This is a genomic window from Streptomyces atroolivaceus (assembly GCF_000717025.1).
Lineage (GTDB): Bacteria > Actinomycetota > Actinomycetes > Streptomycetales > Streptomycetaceae > Streptomyces > Streptomyces atroolivaceus.
On the sequence record NZ_JNXG01000019.1, the window covers coordinates 31,464 to 45,632 of the forward strand.

Sequence of the window (14,169 nt, forward strand, 5' to 3'; positions counted from 1 at the left end):
AATCCGCCGGATAGTGTGACGCGATCCGGTCCTCGCGGCCATGAGACCGCGCACATCCGGAGCGAACGACCGAGCGCCCTGCCGGGGGAGGCGCCTCGCCCGGCACCGACGGAGGACACAGGCAACCGTGGACGCGCATGGCCGGGGGCGGGCGGACGGAATCGGTCCCGCCGACCAGTGGGTCCGCGACTCGCACGCCGACGATCACGAATTGCGACCGGACCGCTCCGGAAAAGAGCCGACCGGCGTTCCCCGCGCACCGGACCGGCCCGGCCGCCGGGGGAATTCCCGGCCGCACCACGGCGAGGAACACGCGTGGCGGGCCCGCTGCGCGGCCGGGAACGGCCGCGCGCATAAGGCGCGGGAAGACGGACAGAAGGCCGGCGCCGAGAAGGCGGGATGCGCGAAGTGACGACGAGTCGTCGCGCCACAGCAGAATTCTGAGGAGCAGGGGGGTCCTGGTGGGACGGAGCAGCATGCGCGGGGAGGGCACGCGGCAGCGCGGCCGGCACGACGGGCCGCCGGGCGGCGACGGCGGCGGCGCGTCCGGCGGGCGGTCCGGGCGCAGCGTCCGGCGGGAGCGCCCCGTCCCGCCGGAGGGCGGGCCGGCCGGGGCCGGGCCGAACCGCCGTACGCGACGGACCGCCAGAGGCGGCAAGCGGCGCGTACTGCGCTGGGTGGCGTCCGTTCTCGCGCTGCTCATACTCGGCACCGGCGGCGCCGGTTACGTGTACTACAAGCACCTCAACGGCAACCTCAGGAAAGAGGACCTGACGCTCGGCGACAAGCAGATGGCCGACCACAAGGCCAACGCCGCCGGTCAGACGCCTCTGAACATCCTGCTCATAGGATCCGACGCGCGGGACTCCGAGGCCAACCAGGAACTGGGCGGCGCGAAGGAGACCTTCGGCGGCACGCCGCTCGCCGACGTGCAGATGCTGCTCCACCTCTCCGCGGACCGCAGCAACATCTCGGTCATCAGCATGCCGCGCGACACCATGCTGAAGATGCCCAAGTGCACCGACCCGGAGTCGGGCAAGGTGTACCCGGCCAGCACGGTCGACGTCCAGACCAACCAGAGCCTGGGCCGCGGGGGTCCCGGGTGCACGGTGGCCGCCTGGTACGAGCTCACCGGTATCACCATCGACCACTTCATGATGATCGACTTCGCGGGTGTGGTCTCGATGGCCGACGCGATCGGGGGCGTCCCCGTCTGTGTCGACGCCAACGTCTACTCGCACACCAGCGACGGCAAGGGGTCCGGGCTGAAGCTGGAGAAGGGCACCACCTCCGTCAAGGGCGAGCAGGCCCTCCAGTGGCTGCGCACGCGGTACGGCTTCGAGGACAACACGGACCTCGGCCGGACCAAGGCGCAGCACCAGTACCTGAACTCGATGGTCCGCGAGCTGCGCAAGGGCACCAAGCTCACCGACCCCGGAAAGCTGATGGACCTCGCCGAGGCGGCCACCAGCGCGCTGACGGTCGACAAGGGCCTCGACACCGTCAAGAAGCTGTACGACCTCGCCGAGGAGCTCAAGAAGGCCCCGACCGACCGCATCACCATGACGACCATGCCGAACGTCTACGGCACGGGGCAGTTCAGCGGCCGGGTGTACCCGAAGACCGACGAGGCCGAGCAGGTCTTCCGGATGGTCCGTGAGGACATCCCGCTGGACGGCAAGGCGTCCAAGCGCAAGACGCCCGTCGTCAAGGACCTGGCCGCCCCCGCCGCCGAGATCGCGGTCACCGTGCGCAACGCGACCTCCACGGACGGGCTGGGCCCGGCCCGGGGCCGTGCGGGCACGGTCAAGGAGCTGCTCACCGACGCGGGCTTCACCAAGGCGTCCGTCGACTCGCAGAACGTCGAGGCGGCCGCCAGGACCGGCGTCCTGTATTCCGGCGCGGACATGGAGGGCGACGCGCAGGCGGTCGCCAAGGCGCTCGGGATCCCGGTGTCCCAGGTGAAGAAGTCGACCGGTGTCACGGGCGTCGTCCTGTCCGTCGGAGCCGACTGGCGCGAGGACGGGGCGTACCCCGCCAAGGCCGCCGAGGAGAAGACGCCGGACTCGGCGAACCCCCTGAACGGCGCCGACGAGAAGGCGTGCATGAAGGTCAATCCAGGTTTCACCTGGTGACGCCGTACAGGTGAGGAGGGCCCCGCCGACGTCGGCGGGGCCCTCCTTCCTGTGACTACGGCGATCGGACCGCGGTCAGACCTTCTGCTCCCGCACGGCCGGGCGGCGGCTGGCGATGACCTTCTTCGCCAGCGAGCGGGGGCTGGTCAGGAAGCCGTACCCCCACGACATGTGCATGGTGGCCAGCGCCACCGGGATCTGCGCCCGTGCCTTCAGGGGCAGGCCCTTCCCGGCGGGCAGCGACCCGGCGACGATCGCCGCGGCGTACCCGGCGGGCACGACGAACGCCCACGGGGTGACGGCCGCGCCCACGACGATGCCGGCCGCTATCGCGCAGACGGCGGTCGGCGGGGCCAGGTAGCGCAGGTTGATCGAGCCGGAGTGGTAGCGGGCCACGACGTGGCGCCAGCGGCCGTACTCCTTGTACTGCTTGGAGAGGGCGCGGACGCTGGGCCGGGGGCGGTACTGCACCTTCAGCTCCGGCGAGAACCAGATCAGGCCGCCCGCCTCACGGATGCGGAAGTTCAGCTCCCAGTCCTGGGCGCGGATGAACTCGACGTTGTACCCGCCGGCACGCTCCAGGGCCTCGCGGCGGAAGACCCCCAGGTACACGGTCTCGGCGGGGCCCGCCTTCCCTCCGGTGTGGAAGGCCGCGTTGCCGACGCCGATCTTCGACGTCATCGCGGCGGCGACGGCGTCCTCCCAGGCGTTCTCACCTTCGGCGTGCATGATGCCGCCGACGTTCTGCGCCCCGGTCTCCTCCAGGAGCCGCACGGCGGTCGCGATGTAGTTCGGCGACAGCATGCCGTGGCCGTCCACCCGCACCACGATCGGGTGGCGCGACGCCTTGATCGCGGCGTTGAGCGCGGCGGGGGTGCGGCCGGTCGGGTTGGGGACGGTGTGGACCCGGGAGTCCTCCTGGACCAGCTCGGCGGCGATCTCGTCCGTACGGTCGCTCGAAGGGCCGAGGGCGATCACCACCTCCATCTCACCGGCGTACTCCTGCTCCAGGATGTGCCGGACCGAGTTCCTGAGATGGCGTTCCTCGTTGAGCACCGGCATGATCACGGAGACGGCGGGGTACTGCGCGGCAGACATGTGGTCCTCGGGGGGTCCTCGGGGGTGCCAGGGTTCCGGGGGGTTTCGCACCCCAGGAGGCGGCGTGACTCGGCGGCCACGTTACCGCGAACGGGGGACAGCGGCGCGCGCCGCCGGGTCTCCTCCCGGTCCGCAGATCGTATGGGCCTACCGTGCGAAAGTCCCACTCGCTCGCGCGGAGGTGTCCCTCGTGCCCACGCCGCACCGATCGCCCCGTCCACCGCATCCCCGCACCGCTCCACCGCAGCGCAGGCCCTCACGGCAGCCCGGAGCCGGCGGCCGAGCCGCCGGGCGCAACCGGGCCGGTGGGCGGAAGCCGCCGCCCCGGTGGGGCATGCGGATCGCCACCGGGCTGTCCGTGCTGGTGCTCGGCGCGGGCGGGATCGGCCACGCCGTGGTGAGCGGTCTGGAGACGGGGATCGACCGGGTCGACCCGTTCAAGGACATGAAGAACCGCCCCCAGGGAGGCCACGGCCTGAACGTCCTCCTCGTCGGGACCGACGGCCGCGACAAGATCACCCGGGCGGAGAGGAAGAAGTACAGGCTGGGCGGTGCCCCGTGCAACTGCACCGACACCCTCATGCTCGTACACCTCTCGGCCGACAGGAAGCGGGCCAGCGTCGTCAGCCTGCCGCGCGACAGCTACGCCGAGCTCCCGGCCCACACGGACGGCACCACCGGCAAGGAGCACACCCCCCACCCGGTGAAGCTGAACGCCGCCTATGCCGAGGGCGGCCCCCACCTCACGGTGCGGACCGTCGAGCAGATGACGGGTGTCAAGATCGACCACTACCTGGAGGTCGACTTCACCAGCTTCATGAAGACGGTCGACACCCTGGGCGGGGTGGAGATCTGCACCGCCAAACCGCTCAAGGACTCCTACACCGGCCTGGAGCTGACCGCCGGCACCCACGAGCTGGACGGTGGCCAGGCCCTCCAGTACGTACGCTCCCGGCATCTCGACGGGGCGTCCGACCTGGGCAGGATGCAGCGCCAGCAGAAGTTCATGGCCGCGCTGATCAAGCAGACGACCAGCAGCGGTGTGCTGATGAACCCCATGAAGTTCCAGCAGGTCGCCACCTCGATGCTCGAATCGGTCCGCGCCGACAAGGGCTTCGGTACGGAGCAGATGCTGGAGCTCGGCAAGGCCATGCGGGGCTTCACCCCGGCGTCGTCCGAATTCGCCTCCGTCCCCCTCGAGGAGAAGCAGCACCAGGTCAAGGGCATCGGTTCGACGGTGAAGTGGGACGCCGAGAAGTCGAAGCAGATGTTCCAGGCCCTGCGGGAGGACCGTCCGCTCGCCGCGCACCAGCCGAAGCAGCCCAAGGCGACGCTCGTCGACGTGGCCCCCGGACAGATCCGGGTGCAGGTCTACAACGGGACGTCGAAGGACGGGCTGGGCCAGGACGTCGACGCCGCCCTGCGCAGCACCGGGTTCGACACCACCCGTTCCCCGCTCAGCGGCGGCCCCGCCGATCTGCGGCGGACGGTGGTCGCCTACGACCCACGCTGGGACCGGTCGGCGAGGTCGCTGGCCGCCGCACTGCCCGGGTGCGAGCTCAGGGCGGTGAAGGGGCAGGGCGGGACGATGAAGGTCACGGCCGGCGCGGACTTCACCAAGGTGCAGCGGGTGAAGGCCGAGGACCCGCAGCGGGGGGAGTTCGGCACGGTGACCGGCGACCAGGTGGTCTGCCCGTGATCTGACCGCGCGTTCCCGGGCCCACCTCGTGGCACCTGTGGAACACGGTCAGTCGTCGATGCCTTCGGCCGCCCGCTGCTCCCGCAGCTCCTTGATCGCGCGTCGCCGGGCCAGGCGGTGCGTGCGGCGGATCTGCGCCTCCTGGTAGCGCCGCTTGTCGCGTTCCGTCTCCGGGGCCACCTGCGGCACACGGCGCGGCTTGCCGTCCTCGTCGACCGCCGCGAACACCAGATAGGCGCTGCCGACCTGCTGGGCCGGAGTGGACTCGTTCCACCGCTCGGCCATGACCCGGACGCCGACCTCCATCGAGGAACGGCCGGTCCAGTTCACCTGGGCACGGACGTGAACGAGGTCACCCACGCGGACCGGCTCCAGAAAGACCATCTCGTCCATCGAGGCCGTCACGGCCGGCCCTCCGGAGTGCCGGCCCGCGACCGCCCCCGCCGCGTCGTCGACCAGTTTCATGATCACGCCGCCGTGCACCGTGCCCAGGAGGTTGGTGTCGTTGCCGGTCATGATGTGGCTGAGCGTGGTCCGGGAGGCCGAGGTCGGCTTGACCGGAATATCGACCTCCGGCGGGTGGGGCTGATCTGTCATGCAGTCCACCTTATGCGGGGGCTTGCACCGGGTTGCATTGCATCAGCTTCGCAACAGCCCTGACCCGATCTCCCGTACACCCTGTATGAGGCACAGGCGGAGACGGCACACTGTTCCGCATGAGTGATTGGCCCGAAGGGCGGAACGGCGGACCCGGCGAGCGCTACGGGCGGGGCAGCGCGAGCCCTCAGCCCGAGAGTGCCCGCGCCATGCCGCACGTCCGGCGGCGCCCCGCGCCGCCGCAGTCCCCGCCCAGGATCCCGCCGCAGCAGGGCCAGGGCCACGACGGCTACGGCGAGGCACCCGCCTACGACAGCGGCTACAACACGGGGCAGGTCTACGGCGGCGGTCAGCGCGGCGGCGGCCGTGGCGGTGACAGCGGTTACGTCCAGCCCCGGGCCGCCCCCGACTGGGGCCGGCGGATCAAGGTCGGGACCCTGACCCTGGTCGTCGTACTGCTCGCCGTCTCCATCGGCACGTACTTCTGGGCCGACGGCAAGCTCAAGCGTGAGGTCGACCTCGCCAAGGTCATCGACCGCCCCTCCGAGGGCGACGGCACGAACTACCTCATCGTCGGCTCGGACAGCCGCGAGGGCATGACGGCCGAGGACAAGAAGAAGCTGCACACCGGCTCCGCCGAGGGCAAGCGGACCGACTCGATGATGATCCTGCACGACGGCTCCAACGGCCCGACGATGATCTCGCTGCCCCGCGACTCCAACGTCGAGATCCCGAGCTTCGTCGGCTCGGAGTCCGGCAAGAAGTTCGCGGGCACGGGCCGCCAGGTCAAGCTGAACGCCGCCTATGCCGAGGACGGCCCGGAGCTGCTGGTCCGCACGGTCGAGTTCAACACCGGGCTGCGCATCGACCACTACGTCGAGATCGGCTTCGGTGGCTTCGCCAACATCGTGGACGCGATCGGCGGCGTCGAGATGGACATCCCGAAGGCCTTCAAGGACAAGAAGTCCGGCGCCGACTTCCAGGCCGGCAAGCAGACGCTGAACGGCGAGCAGTCCCTCGCCTTCGTCCGCACCCGTTACGCCTTCGCGGGCAGCGACCTGGACCGTACGAAGAACCAGCAGAAGTTCCTCGCCGCCCTGGCGTCCCAGACGGCGACCCCGTCGACGATCCTCAACCCGTTCAAGCTCTACCCGACGATGGGCGCGGGCCTGGACACCCTGATCGTGGACAAGGACATGTCGCTCTGGTCGCTCGGCAACATGTTCTTCGCGATGAAGGGCGTCACCGGCGGCGAGGGCACGTCGATGAACATCCCGCTCTCGGGTCAGAGCGTGAACGGCAACCTGGTCTGGGACAAGGACAAGGTCAAGCAGCTCGTGGAGCAGCTGAAGAACGACGAGAAGGTCACGGTCAAGGGCAGCTGACCGCCCCCGGCACGGACGGAGGCCCCTCACCCGCCGGCGGGTGAGGGGCCTCCGTCCGTGCCGGCCCGCCCAGGTCAGCTCCCGGCCGCGTACGCCACGAAGGCCGCCCAGGTCCCGGGGGCGAAGCCGAGCCGGGGGCCGGGGGGCTGCTTGGAGTTGCGGACGTGAACGGCGCCGGGCGTGGACGCGACCTCGATGCAGTCGTTGCCGTCGCCACTGCTGCTGTAACTGCTCTTGGCCATCACCGGCTGCCGCGACCTCGACGTCCTGCGCCGATGGCTTCGCCGAGCCGCCACCGCCGCCACCGCCGACGAGATCCTTGACGGGGAACGGCCCGCCTGAGCCGGCCGCTCCTCCATGGGCACAACGGAAAGGGAGCCCCCGCCGAAGCGGGGGCTCCCTCGTCCGACGTGCCGGGGGCTACGGCAGGTTGCGGGCCATGACGATCCGCTGGACCTGGTTCGTTCCCTCGTAGATCTGCGTGATCTTGGCGTCGCGCATCATGCGCTCCACCGGGTAGTCACGCGTGTAGCCGTAGCCGCCGAGCAGCTGGACCGCGTCCGTGGTGACCTCCATGGCGACGTCGGAGGCGAAGCACTTGGCCGCGGCGCCGAAGAAGGTGAGGTCGCCGTCGAGGCGCTGGGACTTGGCCGCCGCCGCGTACGTGAGCTGGCGGGCCGCCTCCAGCTTCATCGCCATGTCGGCGAGCATGAACTGGACGCCCTGGAAGTCGCCGATCGGCTTGCCGAACTGCTTGCGCTCCTGGACGTAGCCCTTGGCGTAGTCCAGGGCGCCCTGGGCGATGCCGATGGCCTGGGCCGCGATCGTGATGCGGGTGTGGTCCAGGGTCTTCATCGCCGTGGCGAAGCCGGTGCCCTCCTCGCCGATCATGCGGTCGGCGGGGATGCGGACGTTGTCGAGGTAGACCTCGCGCGTCGGGGAGCCCTTGATGCCGAGCTTCTTCTCCGGGGCGCCGAAGGAGACACCCGGGTCCGACTTCTCGACGACGAACGCCGAGATGCCCTTGGAGCGCTTCGTCGGGTCGGTCACGGCCATGACCGTGTAGTACTCGGACTCGCCCGCGTTGGTGATCCAGCGCTTCACACCGTTGAGGACCCAGAAGTCGCCGTCACGGACGGCCTTGGTCTTCATGCCCGCCGCGTCGGAGCCGGCGTCCGGCTCGGAGAGCGCGTACGAGAACATCGCGTCGCCCTTGGCGAGCGGGCCCAGGTACTTCTTCTTGAGGTCCTCGGAGCCGGAGAGGATCACCGGCAGCGAGCCCAGCTTGTTCACGGCCGGGATCAGGGAGGAGGACCCGCAGACGCGGGCCACCTCCTCGATCACGATGACCGTGGCCAGCGCGTCGGCGCCCGCGCCGCCGTACTCCTCCGGGACGTGGACCGCGTGCAGGTCCGAGGCGACCAGCGCGTCCAGCGCTTCCTGCGGGAAGCGCGCCTCCTCGTCCACCGCGGCGGCATGCGGGGCGATCTTCGCCTCGGCGAGCGAACGGATCGTCTCGCGGAGCATGTCGTGCTCCTCGGCCGGACGGTACAGGTCGAAATCGGTCGAACCCGCCAAGACGTTCACTCCCCAAGGATGCTAACTACCGTTAAGTAACCCAATTTTAGTGGCCCTTCCGCGCGGAGGCATACGGGCCGGGCACGTGAGCTTGCCGACAGCCGCGAGGACGGCCCCCGAGACGGCCGGAAAACGGCGTCCGGCACGCCCGGTTATGCTCGGCTCCGCACGTCTGTCCGCATCGTTCAGGAGCACCCATGGCCCTCAGGATCACCGTGATCGGCACCGGCTACCTCGGCGCCACCCATGCCGCGGCCATGGCGGAACTGGGCTTCGAAGTCCTGGGGCTCGATGTCGTCCCCGAGAAGATCGAGATGCTCTCGGCCGGCAGGGTGCCGATGTACGAGCCGGGGCTCGAGGAGATCCTGCAGAAGCACGTGGCCGGCATCGCGGGGTCCACTGGACGGCTGCGGTTCACCACCTCCTGGGAGGAGATCGGCGCGTTCGGCGACGTGCACTTCGTCTGCGTGAACACTCCCCAGAAGCACGGCGAGTACGCCTGCGACATGAGCTATGTGGACAGCGCCTTCGAGTCGCTGGCCCCGCAGCTGACCCGGCCCGCGCTCGTCGTCGGCAAATCCACCGTCCCGGTGGGCTCCGCCGCACGCCTGGCGGAGCGGCTGGCCGAGCTGGCGCCGGTGGGTACGGACGCGGAGCTGGCCTGGAATCCGGAGTTCCTGCGCGAGGGCTTCGCGGTGAAGGACACGCTGCACCCGGACCGGATCGTCGTCGGCGTGGAGAGCGAGCGGGCCGAGAAGCTCCTGCGCGAGGTGTACGCGGGGCCGGTCGCGGAGGGCTCGCCCTTCGTGGTGACGGACTTCCCGACCGCCGAGCTGGTGAAGACCTCCGCCAACTCCTTCCTCGCGACCAAGATCTCGTTCATCAACGCCATGGCCGAGGTCTGCGAGGCCGCCGACGGCGACGTGGTGAAGCTGGCCGAGGCGATCGGCCACGACGAGCGCATCGGGAAGAAGTTCCTGCGGGCCGGGATCGGCTTCGGCGGGGGCTGCCTGCCCAAGGACATCCGCGCCTTCATGGCGCGCGCCGGTGAGCTGGGTGCCGACCAGGCGCTGACCTTCCTGCGGGAGGTCGACTCCATCAACATGCGCAGGCGCGGCCACATGGTGGAACTGGCTCGCGAGGCCGTGGGCGGAGGGTCCTTCCTGGGCACGCGTGTCGCGGTGCTGGGCGCCACCTTCAAGCCGGACTCCGACGACGTACGCGACTCACCGGCCCTGAACGTCGCCGGGCAGATCCACCTTCAGGGCGGCCAGGTGACGGTCTTCGACCCGAAGGGCATGGACAACGCCCGGCGCCTCTTCCCGACGCTCGGTTACGCGGACACGGCGCTGGACGCGGTGCGCGGGGCGGACGTGGTGCTGCACCTGACGGAGTGGCGCGAGTTCCGGGAGCTGGACCCGGCTGCGCTGGGCGAGGTCGTGGGTCGGCGGATCATCCTGGACGGGCGCAACGCCCTGGACCCTGCGGTCTGGCGCGAAGCCGGATGGACGTACCGCGCGATGGGCCGCCCGAAGGCCTGACGCGAGAAGGAGGCGGGCCGGCCCTCAGGCCGGGTCCGCGTCCCGCCTGGCGCGGTAGGTACGCATCTTGGCGCGGGCCCCGCACACCGACATGGAGCACCACCTGCGGCGCCCCGCCGGACTGCGGTCGTAGTACGCCCAGCGGCAGTCCTCCGCCTCGCACGCCTTGAGCCGCGCCCAGGTGCCCTCCGCCGAGGCCTCCGCGACGGCCACGGCGACCCGTGCGGTCAGCCCCGCCGGTTCGGCGACCGGCCGCAGCGCGGCGGCCCCGGCCTCGTCGACGGTGACCCGGAGCGGTGCGGCGGCGAGGAGCCGGTCGAGAGCAGGAACCGTGGGACCCTCCGGCGGGCGGTGTCCGGCGTGCGCGAGACAGACCGCGCGCAGCGCCTCGCGCAGGGTCGTGGCGCCGGGCACATCCGCCTCGGCCAGGCCGAAGGCCGCGCGCCCTTCCTGTGTACCGAGGGTGTCCGTGCCGGTCTCGACGTCCAGCGTGTTGACCAGGCTCTCGATCAGAGCGAGTCCACCGGGGGCGGTCGCCCTCTCATTCATGGTTGCGAGGTTACTTCCTTTGCGGGAGCATGCGGTAACGGTTACTGGTTGAGCGGTTCAAGCGGTAACCGTGGGGTGATGGCGGTCCGCCACGCCCCGTCGCGGTTCCGATCCGAGGAGGAGACGTCATGGCCGTCGCCAAGCTGGGTACCGTCGTCCTGGACTGCCCCGACCCCGTCGCCCTGGCCGGTTTCTACGCCCAGGTACTCGGCGGCAGGACCGAGGACGACGGCGAGGGCTGGGTCGATCTGAAGACGGACGACGGCACTGCGCTGGCCTTCCAGTCCGCGCCCGGTCACGTCCCGCCGCAGTGGCCGCGCGCCGAGGCCCCGCAGCAGTTCCATCTGGACCTGACGGTGGAGGACCTGGAGGCGGCGGAGCGGGAGGTGCTGTCGCTGGGCGCGACGCTGCTGGAGGCGGGCGACCCGTCACGCACCTGGCGCGTGTACGCCGACCCCGCGGGGCACCCGTTCTGTCTGTGCGCCTGCTAGCAGGGGATCATCGAAACGGCGGGGCCGGTCCGGTACCGGATACGTCAGCGCACCGGGCCGTCCAGCTCGTCGATCGTCGCGTGGGACGGGCCGACCCGGGTGCTCAGTTCGCGGGAGACCGCTTCGGCCTCGCGCAGGACCCGGACCGCGTTCCGCCACGTCAGCTTGGCCACGTCGGACTCCGACCAGCCGCGCGTGAGCAGCTCGGCGATCAGGTACGGGTAGCCGGACACGTCCTCCAGCTCCTGCGGGAGGAAGGCCGTGCCGTCGTAGTCGCCGCCGACACCGATGTGGTCGATCCCGGCGATCTCCCGCATGTGGTCGAGATGGTCGGCGATCGTGGCCACGGTGGCCATCGGGCGCGGGTTGAGCGCTTCGAAGTCGGCGTGGATCCGCATGGCGGCCGGTGTGGTGTCCAGGTGGTGCAGTCCGTGCTCCCGCATGTTGCGGTCGGCGGCGAGCGTCCACTCGACGGCCGCCGGCAGGACGAACTTCGGCACGAACGTCGCCATCGCCACGCCGCCGTTGGCCGCGACCATCCGCAGCACGTCGTCCGGGATGTTGCGCGGGTGGTCGCAGACCGCCCGGGCGGAGGAGTGCGAGAAGATCACCGGCGCGACGGAGGTGGCCAGCGCGTCACGCATCGTGGTGGCCGCCACATGGGAGAGGTCGACCAGCATGCCGATGCGGTTCATCTCGCGTACGACCTCACGGCCGAACTCCGACAGGCCGCCGACGCGCGGGGAGTCGGTCGCGGAGTCCGCCCAGTCCGTGTTGTCGTTGTGCGTGAGCGTCATGTAGCGGACACCGAGGGTGTGCAGGGCGCGCAGGGTACCCAGGGAGTTGTTGATGGAGTGGCCGCCCTCGGCACCCATCAGGGAGGCGATACGGCCCTCGGCGCGGGCCTTCTCCATGTCGTCGGCGGTCAGGGCGCGCCGCAGGTCGTCCGGGTAGCGGGCGAGCATCTCGCCGACCACGTCGATCTGTTCCAGTGTGGCGCTGACCGCGGCGTCGCCCGCCAGCCTCGGGGTGACGTAGACCGACCAGAACTGCGCGCCGACGCCGCCGGCCCGCAGCCGGGGGATGTCGGTGTGCAGGGTGCCCGTCTGGTCCCGGGAGATGTCGCGTGCGTCGAGGTCGTAGCCGACCTGCTCGCGCAGGGCCCAGGGGAGGTCGTTGTGACCGTCGACGACGGGGTGGTCGGCGAGGAGCAGCCGGGCCCGGTCCAGGTTGTCCATCGTGACCGCCTACTTCCCGAAGCCGAAGGAGTCCGCGCCCTGGACCTTGGCGCGCAACCGCTTACCCTTCTCGGTCGCCTGCTCCTTGAGCTCCTGCTGGAAGTCCTTCATCCGCTCCAGCAGCGCGCTGTCGTGAGCGGCGAGGATACGGGCGGCGAGCAGGCCCGCGTTACGGGCGCCGCCGACGGAGACCGTGGCGACGGGGACCCCGGCCGGCATCTGGACGATGGACAGCAGGCTGTCCATGCCGTCGAGGTACTTCAGCGGGACCGGGACGCCGATCACCGGCAGCGGGGTGACGGAGGCCAGCATCCCGGGCAGGTGGGCCGCTCCGCCCGCCCCCGCGATGATCGCCTTGAGACCGCGGTCCGCGGCCCTCTCGCCGTACGCGATCATCTCGTGCGGCATGCGGTGCGCGGAGACGACGTCGACCTCGTAGGGGATCTCGAACTCGTCGAGGGCCTTCGCGGCCGCTTCCATCACGGGCCAGTCGGAGTCCGAGCCCATGACGATGCCGACGACGGGGGCGGAGCCTGGTGCGGTCATTCGGTGATCGTTCCTCGCAGGTAGTCGGCCGCGTGCCGGGCGCGCTCCCGCACGTCCGCCAGATCGTCGCCGTAGGTGTTGACGTGGCCCACCTTGCGGCCCGGCTTCACGTCCTTGCCGTACATGTGGATCTTGAGCTGCGGGTCACGGGCCATGCAGTGCAGGTACGCCTGGTACATGTCCGGGTAGTCGCCGCCGAGGACGTTGCACATGACCGTCCACGTGGCGCGCGGGCGGGGGTCACCGAGCGGGAGGTCCAGGACGGCCCGCACGTGGTTGGCGAACTGCGAGGTGACCGCACCGTCCTGGGTCCAGTGCCCGGAGTTGTGCGGGCGCATCGCGAGCTCGTTCACGAGGATGCCGGGGGTCCCGTCGGGTCCGCGCGTCTCGAAGAGCTCGACCGCGAGGTGGCCCACCACACCGAGCTCGGCGGCGATCCTCAGGGCGAGCTGCTGGGCCTCGCCGGCGAGGCGTTCGTCCAGGTCGGGCGCCGGCGCGATGACCGTGTCGCAGACCCCGTCGACCTGGACGGACTCGACGACGGGGTAGGCGACGGCCTGGCCGTGGGGCGAGCGGACGATGTTGGCCGCCAGCTCCCGGGTGAAGCCGACCTTCTCCTCGGCGAGGACGGGGACACCGGCCCGGAAGGGCTCGGCGGCGTCCGCCTCGGAGCGGACCACCCAGACACCCTTGCCGTCGTAACCGCCCCGGACCGTCTTGAGGATGACGGGGAAGCCACCCACCTCGTCGGCGAAGGCCGCGGCGTCCGCCGGGTCCGCGACGATGCGGTGGCGGGGGCAGGGCGCGCCGATCTCCATGAGCTTCGCGCGCATCACCCCCTTGTCCTGGGCGTGCACCAGAGCGTCGGGGCCGGGGCGCACGGGGATGCCGTCCGCCTCCAGGGCCCGCAGGTGCTCGGTCGGCACGTGCTCGTGATCGAAGGTGATCACGTCACAGCCGCGTGCGAAGGCGCGCAGTGTCTCCAGGTCTCGGTAGTCGCCGACGACGACTTCGCCGGCCACCTGGGCGGCCGAGTCCTGAGGGGTGTCACTGAGGAGCTTGAATTTCAGGCCGAGGGGGATGCCCGCCTCGTGGGTCATACGGGCGAGCTGACCGCCGCCGACCATGCCGACTACAGGGAACGTCACGTGTCCAGGGTATCGGGCGCGCGGGAGGTCCCCTCACCCTCTCCCGCCGGGCCCCGGGCCCCTCCGGGGAGAAGCCCCGTCAAGCGGGCCGTCCGGCTCACCGGCATCACACGTGCGGGCTGGTTAGCATGGCCGGGTTGACGAAACCGACCGGACGGGGCTGA

The 14,169-nt window shown here is 70.7% G+C and carries 13 protein-coding genes; 5 read left to right on the top strand and 8 right to left on the bottom strand.

Annotated features, from left to right (window positions below; all coding sequences use genetic code 11):
• Positions 1-461 precede the first annotated feature (461 nt).
• A complete protein-coding gene (locus OO67_RS30705) occupies positions 462-2,135 on the top strand; it encodes an LCP family protein (RefSeq protein ID WP_033305064.1) in 1,674 nt (557 codons plus the stop codon).
• A gap of 75 nt (positions 2,136-2,210) precedes the next feature.
• Here OO67_RS30705 and OO67_RS30710 read toward each other — a convergent pair whose 3' ends face one another.
• A complete protein-coding gene (locus tag OO67_RS30710; protein WP_033305065.1) occupies positions 2,211-3,233 on the bottom strand; it encodes a glycosyltransferase family 2 protein in 1,023 nt (340 codons plus the stop codon).
• 190 nt (positions 3,234-3,423) lie between these two features.
• Between OO67_RS30710 and OO67_RS30715 the strand changes: the two genes are divergently transcribed.
• Positions 3,424-4,932: an LCP family protein gene (locus tag OO67_RS30715; RefSeq protein ID WP_435840219.1), complete on the top strand. Its 1,509-nt coding sequence runs from the start codon at positions 3,424-3,426 to the stop codon at positions 4,930-4,932.
• A 48-nt stretch (positions 4,933-4,980) separates the two neighbouring features.
• Here OO67_RS30715 and OO67_RS30720 read toward each other — a convergent pair whose 3' ends face one another.
• A complete protein-coding gene (locus OO67_RS30720) occupies positions 4,981-5,529 on the bottom strand; it encodes an acyl-CoA thioesterase (protein ID WP_033305067.1) in 549 nt (182 codons plus the stop codon).
• A gap of 119 nt (positions 5,530-5,648) precedes the next feature.
• Between OO67_RS30720 and OO67_RS30725 the strand changes: the two genes are divergently transcribed.
• Complete coding sequence (locus tag OO67_RS30725; protein ID WP_078598372.1) at positions 5,649-6,914, top strand: LCP family protein; 1,266 nt, start codon at positions 5,649-5,651, stop codon at positions 6,912-6,914.
• Positions 6,915-6,988: 74 nt separating this feature from the next.
• On the opposite strand, the gene OO67_RS39405 is transcribed toward OO67_RS30725, so the two are convergent.
• The gene (locus OO67_RS39405; protein ID WP_051710044.1) at positions 6,989-7,156 is read right to left on the bottom strand and encodes a DUF397 domain-containing protein; all 168 of its coding nucleotides are present in this window, start codon (positions 7,154-7,156) and stop codon (positions 6,989-6,991) included.
• A 178-nt stretch (positions 7,157-7,334) separates the two neighbouring features.
• Positions 7,335-8,492, bottom strand: coding sequence for an acyl-CoA dehydrogenase (locus OO67_RS30735; RefSeq protein WP_033305069.1), 1,158 nt, complete (start codon positions 8,490-8,492; stop codon positions 7,335-7,337).
• Positions 8,493-8,689: 197 nt separating this feature from the next.
• On the opposite strand from OO67_RS30735, the gene OO67_RS30740 reads away from it, so the two are divergent.
• On the top strand, positions 8,690-10,033 hold the full coding sequence (locus tag OO67_RS30740) for a UDP-glucose dehydrogenase family protein (RefSeq protein WP_033305070.1): 1,344 nt from the start codon (positions 8,690-8,692) through the stop codon (positions 10,031-10,033).
• Between the two features lie 24 nt (positions 10,034-10,057).
• Here OO67_RS30740 and OO67_RS30745 read toward each other — a convergent pair whose 3' ends face one another.
• Positions 10,058-10,582, bottom strand: coding sequence for a CGNR zinc finger domain-containing protein (locus OO67_RS30745; protein WP_033305071.1), 525 nt, complete (start codon positions 10,580-10,582; stop codon positions 10,058-10,060).
• A gap of 128 nt (positions 10,583-10,710) precedes the next feature.
• On the opposite strand from OO67_RS30745, the gene OO67_RS30750 reads away from it, so the two are divergent.
• Positions 10,711-11,073, top strand: a complete 363-nt coding sequence (locus OO67_RS30750) for a VOC family protein (RefSeq protein ID WP_033305072.1) — start codon at positions 10,711-10,713, stop codon at positions 11,071-11,073.
• Between the two features lie 44 nt (positions 11,074-11,117).
• Here the strand turns inward: OO67_RS30750 and OO67_RS30755 are convergent, their stop codons facing one another.
• From OO67_RS30755 to OO67_RS30765, 3 genes are read right to left on the bottom strand one after another with little or no spacing between them, the layout of a single operon-like run.
• Positions 11,118-12,311: a dipeptidase gene (locus tag OO67_RS30755; RefSeq protein WP_033305073.1), complete on the bottom strand. Its 1,194-nt coding sequence runs from the start codon at positions 12,309-12,311 to the stop codon at positions 11,118-11,120.
• Positions 12,312-12,320: 9 nt separating this feature from the next.
• Entirely contained in the window at positions 12,321-12,857 is a 537-nt protein-coding gene (purE, locus tag OO67_RS30760) for a 5-(carboxyamino)imidazole ribonucleotide mutase (protein ID WP_033305074.1), read from the bottom strand.
• A complete protein-coding gene (locus OO67_RS30765) occupies positions 12,854-13,984 on the bottom strand; it encodes a 5-(carboxyamino)imidazole ribonucleotide synthase (RefSeq protein WP_033305075.1) in 1,131 nt (376 codons plus the stop codon). The genes purE and OO67_RS30765 overlap by 4 nt, the downstream gene beginning before the upstream one ends.
• Positions 13,985-14,169 lie beyond the last annotated feature (185 nt).